The organism is Parapedobacter composti, from assembly GCF_900112315.1.
Taxonomy (GTDB): Bacteria; Bacteroidota; Bacteroidia; order Sphingobacteriales; family Sphingobacteriaceae; genus Parapedobacter; species Parapedobacter composti.
On sequence record NZ_FOLL01000010.1, the window covers coordinates 26,000 to 43,185 of the forward strand.

The window sequence follows — 17,186 nt, forward strand, 5'->3', positions numbered from 1 at the left end:
GGGGGAATGAAGGCGCGATTGATCACCGCATTGGCGTTGGCCTGGGCGTGGGCGGCACAGGCCCAGCCCGCCATGGATACCGTGGGTAACGCCCGGGCATTACCCTTGGGGGTGGACAGCCTTTCGGCCTTCCGGCTGCAGGGCGTACGGGATAATCCGGTGTGGCTGCCGTCGGTTGACGACGGCTATAACCGGATTACCGTAAGCGCCGCCTTCGATAAGGGCGCGTTTATCCCCGCGCAGGGCAGCACACAAACGCAGCACTACCGGACGGCCGCCGAAGGCAAGACCTCGTGGAAAGGCACCCGGCTTTACGGCCGCTTTGCCTACGACCGCGTGCTGGAAGACAGCACCCGCCTGCGCCACCAGACCCGCATCAACCCGTCGGCGCCGGTTTATTTCGGCTCCCTCCGGTACAACCACTATGAGCGATCGGTGTATACCTTTGCCGTTGCCGGGCAGCGGGATGCCCTGCCCGGCAACTTGCCCGTGACCCTGGCGCTGGACTACCGCATAGGCGAGCACTTTTCCAACAACGACCCCCGCGGGGCCATCAGCGATTTTCAGCTGAACCTGCTGGGTGGCGTGGGCTACCGCCAAGGCCCGTGGGAATACCACCTCTCCGCCCGGTACGGCTATGGCCGCGAGCGGGTGCAGGTGGGGTTCAAAAACGTGAAATATACCCAGAATACCGAAAACCCGCTGTATATCAACTGGTACATGAACGGCTACGGCAATGCCAGCCAACGGATCAGCAACCCGCAGCGGCAGTATGACGACGGCTTCCGGCGGATGGGTGCGGGCGGCCATGTGCGCCGGCAAACGGGCAACGGGTATTGGTCGGCCGATGTCGGCTGGCTCCAGGAACAGCAGCGCTTCAAGCGGCTGGATGGCACCATACAGACCTATACCCTGCTGAATACCTATACGCTCAGCCAATGGCGGGGCGTACTGACGGCGGTGCGGCAGCTGGGCGAAAACCGCACCATCCAGGCCGATGCCCGGGTGACCTTGCATGCAGGGAGCGACTTTGAGCCCATTTACCAAGCCAAGAACTATACCTACAGCCGGGTGTTTGCCGATGCGGGCGCACGCATCGTCAGTGAACGCTGGCAGTACGGTGCCCGCGGGGGGGTTGAGGCGACCGACCAGCGGGACGGGGTGGCGGGCGTAATCAGCACCGCCGGCGGCCTGCTGGCCAGCGGGTATGCCGAACGCCGGCTGTTGCTCGGCGGCAGCCGCATACTCCGTACCGGCGTTGCCGTGCAGTACCGCCATGCGCTGGGGAACGACCTGGTGTTTCCGGCACTGGCCGAAACACCTTTTTCCAAACACGTGGTGTACCATGATTTCCTGTACCGTACGGCATCGGCCCTTACGTATGGCCTCTCCTGCGGCTACGCCTTCCCCAACGGGAAAGGCTCCCGGTGGGATGTCTCCGTTTCAGCCAATTACCAGCGGCGCGGCGGCCTTTCCGGCCACGCGCTGGCGGCTCCTTCCCTGCCGGGTGCCGATCGGTTTGCCGGCAGCGTACAGCTATCGTGGTTCTTTTAGCGGTGAGCGATCAGCGTACGCCGAAGGCGGCCGTTCACTGGTTCCCCAAGTGGTATTAGGACTGTCGCCCATGTCAAAAGTTAAGGTACCTCCCTCCATCAGATCTCGCCAATATATCCAGTTTTTATCGTAGGGGCGCCCGTTGAACTGGAGCGCCTGCACATACAGGTTATCGGCACTGTTGCCTTTCGTTTCGATGACCAGCGTTTTTCCGCTCGCCAGTTTGATGGTGGCGCGGTCAAACACGGGGCTGCCGAACTGCAGGGTTGGCTCGGCATCGGTTAACCCTTTTACATCAAACAGGCCCAATGCCGCCATGACGTACCATGCGCCAAGCTGCCCCTGGTCTTCATCCTGGCCAAACCCATAGCCGTGTATAGGCTCCACGCCATAAAACTCGGAGCTGATGGCGCGCGTCCATTTCTGGGTTAACCAAGGCTTACCGGAGAAGTTGAACAACCAACTGATGTGCAGGTTGGGCTGGTTGCCGTGATTATATAGGCCCGATAAACCGGCGAAGGCATCAATCGTCTTTCCGCCACCGAATATATTGGCCCGGGACACTTCAAATATGCTGTCTAAACGGTTGTTGAAGACATCTTCGCCGAGGGCTTCGATGAGCCCGGCCGGATCGTGAGGCACGTAAAACGTGTATTGCCAGGCGTTGCCTTCCTGAAAGCCCCGCCACGGCTGCGAAGGATCGAAATCGGCGATGAACTGCCCCGATGCGTCACGTGGCCGTATAAATCCGGTTTCTTCGTCAAACAGGTGCCGCCAACCCTGGGCAAGCGCTGTAAGCTGGAGGTAATCGGCCTCTTTACCCAGGGCCTTGGCAAACTGGGCTACGGCATGTGCGCTGAAGGCGTATTCCAGCGTGTGGGATGCACCGAAGCCCGAACCTTCATCTGACGTATCAAAGCCGAGTTGCTCGACATAGGGCGCATAACCGCGCTGCACGAACTGACGTACGTCCATTTTTCCGGCCCCCTCCAGGCGGCCTTCCCAAGAGAGTTCGTTTTTCCGGGCGGCGGCATAGGCAGTTTCCACGTCAAATCCGCGTATGCCCGCCTGGTAGGCCGCGGCGATGGCCAGCCCCGTGAAGTTGGTTCCGACACCGGACACGTACTTGCTATTGGCGATACCGTCGCCCAGCCAGCCGGCGTCCTGATACACAAGTAACTGGCTTTGTATCCAGTCGGCATAATATGCCGGATAGGCCATCGCCCACAATTGGGTCAGGTTCCAGAACCCTCCCCAGATGGCATCGGTGTTGTAGTGATGGTGTTCAGGCTTTCCGCTGGCATCCAACGGTATCTGGCCGACACTCCCGTCGTTCTTCGGGTAAGCTCCATTTACGTCGCTGGCCAGACCCCGCCCCAACAGGGCATGGAACAGGCCGGTATAAAACTTCCGCTTATCGTCTTCGTTCGTTCCTTCGACCGTGATGCGGCCGAGGTAGTCGTTCCATGTGTCTAACGCCTGTTGCTTTGCCGCATCGAAATCAAGCTCCTCGGCTTCGGAAGCCAGGTTAAGGCGCGCGTTGGCTATTGAGGTATAGGAAAGACCCACTTTAACCGTGACGGCTTCATCTTCCTCGGTGTTAAAGGTAAGGTATAATCCCGCACCCCGACCGGTGGCCTGCTTCGCTCCGGAACGGACCGAATCGCCGTTGAAAGCGCCCCACGCTGCGGGTGCCTTGTCCAGCACCGCAGCGAAATACATGGCTACTTCTGCTCCCGCCTGGTATTTCTTGACATACTCGGGTGTGGTAATTACGTAACCTTCTACCCGGCCGTCGTCAGTCAACGTCACCTGGGCGGTTTTTACCGCGCCGCTTTCGCCTTGCCGGTTGCCGATGTCGAACAGGATATGGGCGTCGTCCGACTTAGGGAATACATACCGGTGGTAACCCACGCGCGGCGTGGCCGTCAATTCTGCCCGGACCCCATAGTCTTTCAGCAGCACTGAGTAAAAGCCTGACGTGGCGTATTCGTCGGCTTTGTCAAACCTCGACCGGTAGCCTTCGTCCGGATTCTCCAGCTTTCCCGGCGTCGTCTTCAGCGTACCGACCAGCGGAGCCAGCACCACGCCCCCCACCTGAAATTCATGGAAATTGGCGAAGCCTTCAATTGACTCATGCCGGAAATCGTAGCCCACGGCTTCCCAACCGTGTTCATTGCCGTAATGGCCGTTGGTGGAGGGACCTACTTTGGCCATCCCGAACGGAACCGCTGCCGGCGTATAAAAAAACCAGCGTGAATGTGCCGTGCCGATATTCGGATCGACATAGTCAGAAAGCTGCTTTTTTTGTGCGGTGCCGCAAGATGCGGCCAGTAAGCTCAGGGTCCATAGCCCCAGACAGGTTAATCTCGGTCTCATGATTTGCATGTTCAATTTATGGTTTCTTTCCGGTAGATTGCCAAAGCTCCGTAAGATTCGACGACTGCACCCTGCATAAGCAGCGAGTAATATCTGCCGGGATTTGCCCCGGTCCAGTCTTCATAGAAAAAGCCATCAGTTGTGCGGGCTTTGTTATAACCATTGTTAATAAAATTGTAGTACGTCTCAATGTAATTTTTAGCGTTTTCGTCGTGAGCATCCAAGTCGATATAGGCCCTCAATAATTTGGTATTGAACCAGGGATCGTGATCGGTATACGCAAGGACGCCGTTGCGGGTTTTGACGAACTCATCGTAAGCGCCCCGCGCTGTTGTTTTTGCTTCATCCAAATATTGGCTGTTTCCCGTAATCTCGTATAACCGTATCCCATTTTGTATCATTACGGCTGCGTTATAGGTCCACAATCGCGTATTGACCGTGCCATTTGCGGCCTTGTCATTCCAATAGCATTTGGTAGCCGGGTCATATAAATTCGCCCGCAGCCAACTATACAACGTCGTGGCGAGGTTGAGTACCCGGGTCTTCTCTGCTTCCGGACATACCTCATGATACTTTAGCAGGAAAAGCGTGGCATATCCGTTTGAACAGGTGGGTTTGTTGGCATCGGGCGCTGCGGGATTATACCGATAATCTTCATTCCACCACAGGGCACCGCCCAAGTGGCTGTCAATGCCGCTTTCAAGAAAAGGCACAATCCTGGCCGCACGCTCGATATATGTTACATCTTGTGTGGCGTGGTACGCTTCTATCAAGTTGATGCCGACGATGGCATTGTCATCGTAAAAGCGGGTTCCTCCGCCAACACTTCCGTTGGTGGAAGAACCATATGCACCGATATTATTGCCATGCGCAGACTGGCGGAAGTACTTTTCGAAGCCGTCCAGAATATGGCTGTACCTGACATTATATCCCAGGATATGCAGTTGGGATGCACCGCTTACCACGGCATCATAGGGCCATAGGTACGAATAGGTTCCGTCTCCGGGTTGTGCAGGGTAATTTTCTTTAAATAGATCACCTGCTTTATAGTATTGGTTAATGAGATCGAATATTTCCTTGGCTCGCCGATGTGCATAGACCGTTTCTCCGGGCCGCGGGCCGCCGTTGTCGGGTTTCACATAAGCTTCTATATCATCACCGCATGATGATGCGATAAACGCGGTCATCAATAGCACTCGTAGTTGTTTCATATGCCTTTAAAGGTTGGTTATGTTTGTAAATTCATGTACCTTCAGGTTTTCCTTGTTGGTATGTATGGTTATCGTAGCCCTTTTATTATCGAGATCGCCTTTCATTTTCCAAAGGTGCTCCCATTGACTCCATGAAAATTCTCCGAGTTCATAGAACGATAACGGTTCCCCTCCGGTAGGCCGTTCAGGGCTTACGCCATCCATTCTCCCCCAGCATCTATCCCCGCCGTCTACGGTAGCAATAAAATAGTACCGTTCTTCTATCCAGCCCAGCCAGCTTGGCGGATTCGTTTCAGGTTTACTCGGATCAAGGAATCGGATAGCACAATCAGCTGCTGAAAACTTGCCGTTGCCAACATAGGATAAATTGCCGATGACGTTGAACGTTGCCCCCCAAATACACCGGACATTTGATATGGTTTCTGTTTTGACGGATAGCGTGTTGAAGTTGACCGTTATCCGGTATGGGTTTGCATTGGGCGCTATACGAATGGTTCCGGCACCATCGCGCAGCTTCTGGCCGTCCAGGTGGTACCCAAACTCCTCGTTCCCGATTTTTCCTTTCAGTTCAAGGTCTCCGCTGCCTGATACCTGGGTATAGATGATGTAAACGCCATCCGATGCTTTGCGGAATAACGACCCTTCGGCGCCATTACTCTCATTTCCCGGACCGTAGAGGTATAGCTGATCAGGCATATTATCTATTCCCTCGCCGCGGGTCACCTCGATATCCTTTTTCAGATCGACGGTTTTGACATCTCCGCCTTTCGAGGTAAGCACGGTCCACGAAATCTCGCCCGTTTCGCCTGAGGGTATCCCTGCTTTACGGGCAATAGCATTGAGTACGGCATGTGTTAGCGTTAGCTGAGGTTTTGCGCCGAAATCGCTTTGTAACCGCTCCACAGGCTCGGAGAAACTGTTGCCTTTTTTCGCGAAGAGGACCTCGTATATTACATAAGAACCGTCATGGGCTCCCCCTCCGTTCCATGACAGCACGATATGGTTTGGCGATGCTACGTCTATTTCAACTTTTTGCGGCGACGACAATTCAGTCGGAACCGCGAAGTCTGTAGCAAGCTGATAGTCGTCTGAACAGCTGCTGCAGAAAAGCAGGACCACTGCTTTGATTGCTAATGATACGTATTTCATAATATGTTCATTTAAGGTTACCACTCTGGATTTTGGGTGAGGTTTCTATTCAAATCCCGTTCGTTTTGAGGGATGGGCCACAAGTAATGCTTTGCTGGATCGAACGTCCGGTTTTCAACACGCACATAACCGTTGTCTGTGCCGGCCGCATCTCCGGTGTAAAGACCATGGCACCAGCCATTGAGCACCTGTTCTGCGGTTCTCCAACGTATAATATCTTTATGCCGCAACCCTTCGAGCGCCAGTTCGCTCCGGCGTTCGCGGCGAACGATATCTACCAGGTTGCCTGTTGCCGGGAAATCCAGCGCCCTGGGATCAGTAAATCCGGCCCGGCTGCGGATCAACCGTATGGTACGATCCCATGCTGCTGCATCAAGCTGGCCCAGCTCCGCCAAGGCTTCGGCATGCATCAATAAAATATCCGCATAGCGTATCAGTATGATGTTAAGGCCCGACATGAGATTAGCCCGGTAGGTATTGTCCCAGTATTTTTTGATATAGTATCCTGTGGCTGAAGCATCCGAAGAGAAGTCAAAACCATCTGGCGCTACACCTTTGCGGCTATCCACGACATGGGTGGCGCCGTTGGCCAGCGTGTACGAATTTCCTGTGTAAACAATGGTTGCCGCCAGCCGCGGATCCCGGTTGGCAAAGGGATTGTTCGGGTCATAGCTCGTTGCCGGGGCATTTGGTATGGTATACCCATCGAGCGTGATGTAATTGTCAACCAACGCCTGAAGCGGAGAGAGCTGTGAATATCCGCCTAATGATGGTGGCAGAAAATGGTACTGCACCGAATGCTCGCGGTCTACTGCCTTGTATTGCACATCCAGGATCACTTCGGGATTATTTTCATGTTGAACCGTGAACAGATCGCCGTAATTTTCCAACAGTGAGAAACCGCCCTCCGTGATAATCCGGTTGGTGATGGAGACAACCTCCGGATACCTCGATGCGCCTTCGAACAGCAGTATGCGAGCTTTAAGCCCCATGGCCGCCCAGCGGGTTATTCGCCCCACATCGTTCGCGCCGTATGAAGGAGGCAGATAGTTATTGTCAATAACCGCAGATAAGTCGTTCAGTACATGGTTAACCACTTCCGACTTAGGCGTGCGCCTTATGGTTCGTGATTCATCAATGGAAATGACCTCCGTGAAATAAGGGATATCGCCGAATTTGGAATACAGTTCAAAATAATGATAGGCTCTGATAACCGTAGCCTCTCCGATATAACGGTTGCGCAGCTCATCGGTCAGTCCGGGCACCGACTGGATATTGTTTAACAATAAATTGCAATCGCGGATGCCGGAATACCGGTAGTCCCACACCGAACGGACATAGTTGTCGGCGGTAGAATAAGTTCCATTGCCTATTGCCTGGTTGTGCGAATTTGACACTTTGGTATAGGCGTTATCCGTCATCGCATCGGAATACAGCAGCTCTTCGGCATTATTCAGTCCTTGATAGCACTTGTTGACCATATAGAGCGCCGATTCCGGCTTGTTCCAGTAATCGATATCCGTTTCTCTATCGTATGGAGAAAGGTCAAGATCATGACAGGATATTAAAAATATGCCTGTGATAGCAGTTGCTATGGTATAGCGAAATAAATACCTTTTCATGTGATTACTTTTTAAAAGTTAACATTCAGTCCAACCGAATACGTCCGGTTTACCGGATAGATGCGCCCTGATCCATCAGCCGTTTCGGGATCCCAGCCTACCCGCATATTCGAAAGGGTCAGCGCGTTATGGACACTTGCATAGATACGGAACCGGTTTACGGATAATTTCTCGGTCAACCGTACCGGTAAGGTGTAGCCAAGCTGTATGTTCTTGAGGCGCAGGTAAGCGGCATCTTCAATCCAAAAATTTGATTTAGCTGCATTGTTTGCCGATTCTGCCCCTACGGTCAAACGTGGATAAGTTGCATTAGGGTTATTCGGCGTCCAGCGGTTGATATGGAAATCGAACACCGGCCCCTCATTGTTGTTGTGAAAGGCTTCCACCGACTCTCCCCTCAGCCATACCATGCGTCGGCCCACCCCCTGCCAAAACATCGAAAAGTCAAGACCTTTCCATTGTGCGGCATAATTAAACCCATATAAAAAGCGGGGGAACCGATTGCCCAGTACGAAGCGGTCGTCATCTTCCTTGATAAGACCATCCCCATTTTTGTCAAGATAGCGTATGTCTCCCGGTTTGGGGGTAATCCCGTCCAGATGAGGCCCCTGGCTTACTTCTTCTGCTGTGTGGAAAAAACCATCCCACCGGAAAGCATAGTAAGAATCTATGGGATACCCCTCCTGTACAATCGTGTTCACATCAGAGCCATTGATCCAATAGGTGCCTTTCAAATCAATAACCTTGTTTCTGCTGTCTGAAAAATTACCGGAGATGGTATGATTCACTTGTCCCGTTTGCAACTGATACCGTGCCGATAACTCCCACCCTTTATTCTGTACGCGTCCGGCATTCTGGATAGGGGCGCCACCGCCAAATACGCCCGGGACAGGGATATTGATCAGGATGTCGTAGGTATCATTTACATAATATTCGCCCGAAAAGGTTAGCGCATTGTTCAGGAAGCCCAAATCTGCCCCGATATTGAACATTCGTGTCGTTTCCCACCGCAGATCGGCATTCGCTACGCCAAAGGAAGCTACCGGATAGATAGTCTCCCCGAAATTATATCCTTGTGAAACATTCACCGTGGCCTGGTATTGATAATCGGCGATGCGGTTATTGCCAACAAGCCCCCAGGATGTCCTGATCTTCGCAAAAGGCAGGACAGCTTTGAAGCTTTCCGGGTAAAAGCCCTCTTCGGAGACTTTCCATCCGGCCGATAAGGAAGGAAACCACGCCGACCGGTTACCGCTCCGGAACTTGGATGAAATATCGTTACGCAGGTTGAATTCCAACAGGTATTTGTCAGCGAAATCATAATTCGCACGGAAAAATGCCGAGTAAATAGACCATTCCGTTTGCCACTCCTGATTTCCGGTGTTGGAAGTCTGCGATCCGCCCATGATATCATACGTTGATTCATCCACAAGCCGGAAGGTTTCGAAGCGATTATCAGCCCCTCCTTCATAAGCATATCCCCCGACCCCGTTAAACGTATGGTTGCCCCATGTTTTGTCATACGATAAGAGGAGGTTGGCCGTGATATTCTGGATACGCTGGGAGCTGTTTGTCATCCGGTTCTCCTGATCCCCTGACCCCGGTATCGCTTTGCGGTTTTCTTTCAGCCGGTTATAATACAGCTGGGCTCCCGCCATGCCCCGCAACTTCAATCCATCGATGATTTTCAATTCAGCGTTTAAAATGCTGGACAAATCGTCGTTCCAGCTGGTGCGCCTACCCCCCTGTTCCAATCGGGCCAGGGAATTGGAATTACTGCCACTGGGATAAGTATAATTGCCATCAGCATCTCTGATAGGATATATCGATGGCATACGCGTTGCTTGCTCAATAATCCATTCGGTCCAATAGGCATGGTCACTTAATGTATTGCGGGCATAAGCTGCCAGCACGCTGAATTTAAAGCGTTCGGATACCTCCGTTTCTATATTGGCGCGGAAATTAACACGCTTGAGTCCGTAATCAGGCCCCTGGAGCATGCTTTCCTGATCAGTAAAAGCACCCGAGACCAAATAAGTGGTCTTCTCGTTGCCTCCAGACAGGGAAAGGTTATGCATCTGTTGAGGTGAACTTGGGCGATATATTTCTTTCATCCAATTGGCGTTAGGCCCGTTTGTTCGGAAACCGCTTATTTGCTCAGCAGAAAACTGAAGCGGCCGACCAGAATTGAACAATGCTTCGTTCCGCAATTCAGCATAAACCCACGAATCCACAATCTGTGGCATAAAGGTTGGCGTTTGGACGGCATACTGATAATCGTATCCTACGCGTGCGGCACCCTTGCTTCCCCGTTTGGTGGTAATGAGAATAACACCATTCGATGCACGCGAGCCATAGATTGCCGCTGATGCGGCATCTTTCAGAACCGATATGCTTTCAATGTCATTGATATTTACATTTTGAATATCGGCAATGATGCCATCTACGATAACCATCGGATCATTATTATTCAGGGTGTTTATGCCGCGGATGTGAATAGACGGGCGGCTACCGGGCTGCGAATTACTTTGCTGGATGGTTAATCCCGGTGTTGTGCCTTGCAATGCTTCCACGACATTGACCACCGGTCTGCTTTCCAGGTTTTTCATATCGACGGAAGAAACAGCCCCCGTGAGGTTTACTTTTCGCTGGGTGCCGTATCCGACCACCACCACCTCATCGAGGTCAGACAGGGCAGGTTGCAGCTGCACGGTTACGGATGTTTGTCCGGCGGATACCTGAACTTCTTGCGTTTCAAACCCGACACTGTGGATCACCAAGATTTGTGCTCCTGGCGACAGGCTGAGGCTGAACCGCCCGCCATCGTCTGTGGATGTGCCGCGTGCATCTCCACCCTTTACGGTTACCGATGCCCCAGGCACCGGCTGCCGCCTTTCATCGAGGACCACCCCTTGCACTTGCCTTCCTTCTGGCTGCTGGGCGTAAGCCGCAACCACATGGAAGCAGATCGCCATAATGGAAAAGCTGATCCTGCAAAAACGAATGTTAACTATCATAATGGTTTTAATTTGGTTTTTAATGGTTCATTTGGTTTTCTTCGGTTATTATCGGTTTTCAAGCCACCGCCTTTCGATATCTTCCAGTGATTTGCCCTTGGTTTCCGGCAAGAGTCGATATACAGTGATGAAGGCGAGCACACACCATAAAGCGAAGAACCAGAACGTAAAGGCAGTGCCGATACCCTCCAGCAATACCGGCGTGAGCTGCCCAATAATGGTATCGGCTACCCACATCACCATGATGCTGAGCGCCATGGCCCTTCCCCGGATGGCGGCAGGAAAAATCTCGGCAGCCACGACGAACTTCAGCGGCCCTATCGAAAAAGCAAAACTTGCCAGGAAGACGATGACGGCGCCCAGCAGCAGCCCGCCCGTAAGCTCCGCATGCAGGCAGGCCCCCACAACCATCAGGCTCAATGCCGCCGCCACCGTACCGGCCAAGTAAAGCGGCCTCCTTCCCAACTTATCCACCTTCCAGACCGCTACCAGTGTAAACAGCAGGTTAGCCACGCCAAAAACGATCTGGCTCTGCAACGAGTTCGTTAAGCTTACACCTGTTGCCTTTAGTATACTGGGGCCATAGTAAATGATTGCATTGATCCCGCAGAACTGCGAAAACAGCGGCAGGAGTAATCCCAGCAATAGTGCGCCGCGCCATTTCGGCGCAAACAATTCTCGGTAAGCCGCCTGCCGCTGCCGGCTTTGCCGTTGCCTGCTTTCCGCATCGGCCTGCGCCTCCGCCTCGCCCACAAACCGGCCGAGCAGCGCCATCCCGGCGGCCGTATGCCCCTGCTGTATGAGCCATCGCGGACTCTCCGGGATGGCCATCAGCCCCAGCAGAAACACCAACGCGGGCAGCGCCTCTACCATAAACATACCCCGCCATACCTCTTCGTCAAACGCCACGCCGAGCCATCCGGATGCCTGGGCGCCCGTATCGTATGTACGGTGCAGCAAGAACGCGTTGCTCAAGTAAGCCATCAGGATTCCGAAGGTAACGGCCAACTGGTAATACGTTACCAGCCGGCCCCTGATGCGGGCCGGGGCAATTTCAGAAATATATAGCGGAACCATGCTGGACGCAATGCCCACACCCACGCCGCCCAACAGCCGGGCCCAGACTATCGACGAAAAGCTGGGCAACAATCCGGAGCCCACGGCAGACACTAAAAACAACACCGCAGCAAGTAGAAGCGCCCGCCGCCGGCCATACCGGTCGCCCAGCTCACCAGATACCGCCACCCCCACAATGCAGCCCACCAGCGCCGAGGAGACAAACCAACCCTGCTGGAACGCCGAAAGCGAGAACTGTTCGGTAACCAATGGCAATGTTCCGGAGACCACCGCCATGTCGAACCCAAACAAAAAGCCTCCCAGTGCCGCTACGGCACATGCGAACCACAGGACGTCCGGAAGTTTATGTTGCTGGCCCATAACTGTCCTTGACAAACGCTTTCACTACTTTGGCCGTGCCTCCCCCGGCATTCACCAGCGTGTACCGCGGAACCGCCGCGGGGATAACGAAGGTTTCCGCATACCGGAACGCCGTGGTATGGTCGCCTATCCGCACCAGCACCTCCGTGCCTTCCACCAGCATCATCACGTGACAAGCCTGCCGGGTTTCAACGGTCGCCTCGTCTATAAATTCGATGCGGTGCACATCATAAAAATGCGCCTCATGCGTAGGCAGGTGGATGGTCTTCCAGCCTTCTCCTTCTTCCAGCACATACGGCTTGGAGACATGCTCCTGCTGCACGCGCCGCCCTTTCCGGTCGAACCGCAGGTTATGGAACGCATGTTCGATATTGATAGGACGCGGATTGCCATTCAGGTCTTTACTTAACCAGTCGTACATCTTGAACGTGAAGATATACGGCGTTGCACTGATTTCAAGGACCAGGTTATTTTTCCCTGAGCTATGCACCGTACCGTTGGGAATCAAGAACAGATCATGCTTTGCCGCCGGAAACGTCTGCACGTACTTCTCGATGGCCACTTCCGTATTGTTCCTGAGGCTATTTTCCAGTTCCCGCCGGAATGCATCGGGATCGATATCCTCTTGGAAACCAAGGTACACCTTCGCATCTGGCGCACAGTCCAGGATGTAGTAGGTCTCGTCTTGCGTAATTGCCTCGCCGAAGTGCTCACGGATGTACGGCAACGACGGGTGACACTGGATGGACAGGTTGCCGCCATCAAACGTATCGAGGAAATCGAACCGGATGGGAAACTCATTACCGAAGCGCGCGCGGTGCTTACCCAGTACTTCCCCTCCCGCAAGAATCATCAAGCAGTCGAACGACACTTCCAGCAGGAAACCATCGCTCTCGAACACCAGCCCATTTTCCGGAGCGATGAGTTCAAACGACCACGCATAGTTCGGCTCATCCTGGTTAACCTGCGGGATGTGCCTTTTTATCCACTGGCCGCCCCATGACCCCGGTGTAAACCACGGGCGCGGCCTGAGCACTGTATGGGCAAGCGATTTCAAGCCGCTGAAAACCGCCGGGGCGTGCGCCCAAGTTATCCAATCGATTCCCTGGCCATCCGCCAGTATATCCACGCGGTGCAGCAACGACTCCTTATGCCGGTTGCAAACCACCCAGTCCACGAAATAAAATCGTTTGTACATCGCCGCCGGCTTATCGGGCGACGACTTGCCCAGATTCGTGATTGCGCCCGCATTCATGCGGTGCTGCAATTCATTTTTCGGCAGGTCAATATAAATCAACGGTACGTCCCACCCTGTCAACGCTGCCCCCGTACCCATCACGATGTTGACGGTGCAGTCTGGATTCGGCCGGATACCGGCCAGCGCATCCCACCGGTAAAAATCCTTCAGGTGGAGCGAGGTTTTGGTACCCCACACCGAGTCGTTGCTACCGAGATACGGTTTCACCAACCGTTCGATATCCGCCTCCGGTTTCAGGAAATCGTCCATCAGGCACAGGTTTACTTTCGCACCCCGCTTTTCCAGCTCAGCGGTTAAGCCGGTCGCTATACGATCCCAAAAATTACCCACATAACCATCAATCACTACCGTTTTCTGGTTAATCACCCATTCCGCCAACGTGCCATAACCCTCGTGGATCTTCCCGCTGCCTAAGGCGTGCGCCGGATAGATATCATAGCCATTCACGCCCCTCGGCCCGAGTCGGGCCGGCATGATCTCCTGCTTCGTGTTCCGCAACGCTGTAGTACTCGGCAGCCCTGTTGTCGCTGGTGACTCAACGACCCCCTTTAATTCAATTGACATAGTTATTCAGTAAAAAGTTTATATGTATATACATAAATTAAAACAATCAACAAACATTGCGTTATTTGGTATAATCCTGACAGCAATCAGTAGTTAATCAACCCTAAAAATTGATATTTAATGCAATAGCAAACAATTGGCCCTCATATCTTCCGTATTGTTTGGAAAAGTATGTATGAACAAATGTACAGGAATAATTGTCAATTCTCCAAAAAATTTTCAAAAAAACCGATGAAAAAGCATATCATCCGTCAGCAATCTCCTTTATATGTATATACATATTAATTTATTCATTCTACCAAATAGTGTCCGTTAAGCTTGCAGGATGTTAATCGGGCGACTATATGTACGGTGAAAATCGTACATTTGTAAGTACATAATACAACCATCGCATTAATCAGTTACTTAACCATGGTGCAAAAACTTGATCGCAAAAGCAATATACCGCTGCATGTCCAAGCGGAGACTCAGCTAAGGAAACTGGTATCTTCCAAAGAATACGAAGACGGGAAACTACTACCCAAAGAGATAGAGCTAGCCAAAACGCTCCATATTTCGAGGAACACGCTGCGGCAAGCGATTAACCGGCTGGTCTACGAAGGCGTCCTTGTTCGGAAACGGGGTTACGGCACCATTGTGGCTCCCAAAGTGGTGCTCAGCAATGCGCGCAACTGGATGAGTTTCTCCCAGGAGATGAAAGCCCAGGGACTGGAAGTCTGCAATTACGAGCTGCACGTATCGCGGAAGCAGTCGCCGCCCAGCCAAGTGAGCCAATTTTTTGATTTGGAAGAAGGCAGCCGGATTTTATGCGTGGAGCGGCTGCGGGGCAGCGTAGACAATCCGTTTGTCTATTTTGTTTCCTATTTCAATCCCAGTATAGGCCTTACCGGAAATGAAAACTTCAATACCCCCCTGTATGAGTTACTGGAAAAAGATTTCGGCATCACAGTGGAAACCTCCAAAGAAGAAATATCGGCCCAGAGCGCATCAGCCTTCATCGCCGAAAAGCTGAGTATAAACGAGGGAGCCCCCATCTTGGTCCGAAAGCGGCGGGTTTACGACAAATCCTCCCTGCCGGTAGAGTACAATATTGGCTATTATCGCGCCGAAAGCTTTACCTACGCCATCGAATTTAAGCGGGAATGAAAATAAAGCACCAGCATATGCGGCAACGCGTTATATTGCCTTCAGCGTACGCAACGTTAACGAATAGCGTTTTTCTTGCACCGGCGCGATGCTGTGCTCCCGCTCGCTGCGGGCCTCCCCGCGTATCACATAAAGTGATCGCCGCATGACGGGAACGGCAATAATGTTTGAGCGCCGTTGTTCGCTTTTAGCGTACGGCCGGAACCGGAACTGGCAGTCTGACAGCAGGGAAACACCGATGACGACATCAAACGGCGGCGCATCCCGGTGCCAGTTGATTACCGACCCCGGCGGATACTCCGTAACCAACAGCTCTTTCAGGTCTTCAACCGGCAGCTGTAGATGCGCCGAAACCTTCTCCAACAACGGTGCGAACGCTTGGGAGATTGGCCGCCCTTGGGTAATGGTACGGCTGTCGAAGTGATAGTCATAACCGAAGCTCTTCACCTTGCGCTTGGCTTCAAAGCCTTGAAAAACCAGGGGGCGCACCGCGATGTGCGCGATAGTTTCCAGCAGTCCCTCCTCTTCGGCTTCCGACAGGAAACCTGCCTCATAGGAAAATCCGTGCGGCCCCGGGCGCTCAACGGGAAATAAGCTTCCTTGACCTGTTATGCCTGCCATATTGACCACTTAGTGACACAATATACGAAACAAAACGGTTTATTTTGTATTTTTGGTAACCGACCCAGTTTGCAGGCGTTGCCGGTTCGGTTTAATTAATTCAACAGCAATGCTATGCAGCTAAACTTTGCCTTGGTCTAAACACAATCATCGCTAACCTGTTAATCGCACTATATGAGACAGCTTTTATATTTTCTGATCGTTTTACTTGTTATACCATTTGTTTACTCCTGCAAAGAGAAAGCCACCAACCTGGAGGATGAAGCCGAAAAACGCCGGGCGGATTCTTTGGAACAGGTAAGGAAAGCCGAAGAGGAAGAACGCAAACGTCCGCGGACAGCCAAAGACATTGACCTTACCAAGGCCATTGCGTTTGAAAAATATGCGTTGGAAGATGAATATCCCTATAAGGACACGGTACGCGTGTTCCAATGGGAAAAAATCAAGGAGCAACTGGCCTATGTGGAGAACTTCCAGCGGGGGAAAAAGCGCTACGCCATATTACAGAATTACAAGAACCGGAACGGCGAGGCACCCGTTGTAGCCAACTTTGTGCGTAACGCTTATAAGCGGGTTTCAGACACGGCAGGCAACGAACGCTACCAATCTGCTCCCTTATACGAAGAAGGCCGCCATGAGCGACCGGCCATCTATGGACGTGACGGATCGCTCGTGGAACTGCTGAGCAGCGACACGATTCCGATGGTGAAGATAGCCGGCATCTCATTTGAAGGCACCTGGGAAGTGCCTAAACGGTATGTGAAGACCTTGGGCGACAGCGTACAGTTTGACCAGGTTGTGGTGGTGGACGTAACCAACCAGAACATCTGCACCATTGAACGTACGGAGCCGGAATCGTGGCGGGTGCTGAGCATGAACCCTGCCACAACAGGGGTGCATAAGCCGCCTTATTCCATGGAAACGCCGTTAGGCATATTTGTCCTCCAGGAAAAGAAACCGAAAATGTATTATGTGAAGGACGGCACCAGCGTTATCAAAGGCTATGCGCCGCACGCCAGCCGGTTTAACAACGGAGGATACATCCATGGGGTACCTACCAACCATCCGGAAGCCCCCATCATAGAATACAGCGCGACGTTGGGTACCATACCGCGGTCGCACATGTGTGTGCGCAATGCATCGTCTCACGCCAAATTTATCTATGATTGGGCGAAAACGCTGCAGTCGCTAATCATTGTCATTGACTGACAGTTTTCCAACATTTTGA

11 protein-coding genes are annotated in these 17,186 nt (G+C 52.7%); 3 read left to right on the forward strand and 8 right to left on the reverse strand.

The genetic code is table 11. The features are described 5' to 3' along the window. Nucleotides 1–6: 6 nt before the first annotated feature. On the forward strand, nucleotides 7–1,554 hold the full coding sequence (locus BM030_RS11475; protein ID WP_090973749.1) for a DUF6850 family outer membrane beta-barrel protein: 1,548 nt from the start codon (nucleotides 7–9) through the stop codon (nucleotides 1,552–1,554). Here BM030_RS11475 and BM030_RS11480 read toward each other — a convergent pair. The 7 genes from BM030_RS11480 to BM030_RS11510 all read right to left on the reverse strand — a co-directional run bounded on the left by BM030_RS11480 (nucleotide 1,537) and on the right by BM030_RS11510 (nucleotide 14,191). Then, entirely contained in the window at nucleotides 1,537–3,933 is a 2,397-nt protein-coding gene (locus tag BM030_RS11480; protein WP_090973836.1) for a GH92 family glycosyl hydrolase, read from the reverse strand. The genes BM030_RS11475 and BM030_RS11480 overlap by 18 nt on opposite strands. Nucleotides 3,934–3,944: 11 nt before the next feature. Then, on the reverse strand, nucleotides 3,945–5,144 hold the full coding sequence (locus tag BM030_RS11485; protein ID WP_090973750.1) for a glycoside hydrolase family 76 protein: 1,200 nt from the start codon (nucleotides 5,142–5,144) through the stop codon (nucleotides 3,945–3,947). 6 nt (nucleotides 5,145–5,150) lie between these two features. Continuing rightward, complete coding sequence (locus BM030_RS11490; protein ID WP_090973837.1) at nucleotides 5,151–6,293, reverse strand: SusE domain-containing protein; 1,143 nt, start codon at nucleotides 6,291–6,293, stop codon at nucleotides 5,151–5,153. A gap of 17 nt (nucleotides 6,294–6,310) precedes the next feature. After that, nucleotides 6,311–7,915 (reverse strand): RagB/SusD family nutrient uptake outer membrane protein, encoded by a 1,605-nt coding sequence (locus BM030_RS11495; RefSeq protein WP_090973751.1) that lies wholly within the window; start codon nucleotides 7,913–7,915, stop codon nucleotides 6,311–6,313. A gap of 11 nt (nucleotides 7,916–7,926) precedes the next feature. Further along, the gene (locus tag BM030_RS11500; protein WP_090973752.1) at nucleotides 7,927–10,890 is read right to left on the reverse strand and encodes a SusC/RagA family TonB-linked outer membrane protein; all 2,964 of its coding nucleotides are present in this window, start codon (nucleotides 10,888–10,890) and stop codon (nucleotides 7,927–7,929) included. A 90-nt stretch (nucleotides 10,891–10,980) separates the two neighbouring features. Next, nucleotides 10,981–12,384 carry a sugar porter family MFS transporter gene (locus tag BM030_RS11505; RefSeq protein WP_244518874.1) on the reverse strand — a complete coding sequence of 468 codons (1,404 nt, stop codon included), beginning with the start codon at nucleotides 12,382–12,384 and terminating at the stop codon, nucleotides 10,981–10,983. Next, a complete protein-coding gene (locus BM030_RS11510) occupies nucleotides 12,353–14,191 on the reverse strand; it encodes a class I mannose-6-phosphate isomerase (RefSeq protein ID WP_244518876.1) in 1,839 nt (612 codons plus the stop codon). The genes BM030_RS11505 and BM030_RS11510 overlap by 32 nt, the downstream gene beginning before the upstream one ends. A gap of 411 nt (nucleotides 14,192–14,602) precedes the next feature. On the opposite strand from BM030_RS11510, the gene BM030_RS11515 reads away from it, so the two are divergent. Then, on the forward strand, nucleotides 14,603–15,337 hold the full coding sequence (locus BM030_RS11515; protein WP_090973755.1) for a GntR family transcriptional regulator: 735 nt from the start codon (nucleotides 14,603–14,605) through the stop codon (nucleotides 15,335–15,337). A gap of 30 nt (nucleotides 15,338–15,367) precedes the next feature. On the opposite strand, the gene BM030_RS11520 is transcribed toward BM030_RS11515, so the two are convergent. After that, nucleotides 15,368–15,958 carry an alpha-ketoglutarate-dependent dioxygenase AlkB gene (locus BM030_RS11520; RefSeq protein WP_090973756.1) on the reverse strand — a complete coding sequence of 197 codons (591 nt, stop codon included), beginning with the start codon at nucleotides 15,956–15,958 and terminating at the stop codon, nucleotides 15,368–15,370. 174 nt (nucleotides 15,959–16,132) lie between these two features. Between BM030_RS11520 and BM030_RS11525 the strand changes: the two genes are divergently transcribed. Beyond that, on the forward strand, nucleotides 16,133–17,167 hold the full coding sequence (locus BM030_RS11525; protein ID WP_090973757.1) for a L,D-transpeptidase: 1,035 nt from the start codon (nucleotides 16,133–16,135) through the stop codon (nucleotides 17,165–17,167). The last annotated feature ends 19 nt before the right edge of the window (nucleotides 17,168–17,186 follow it).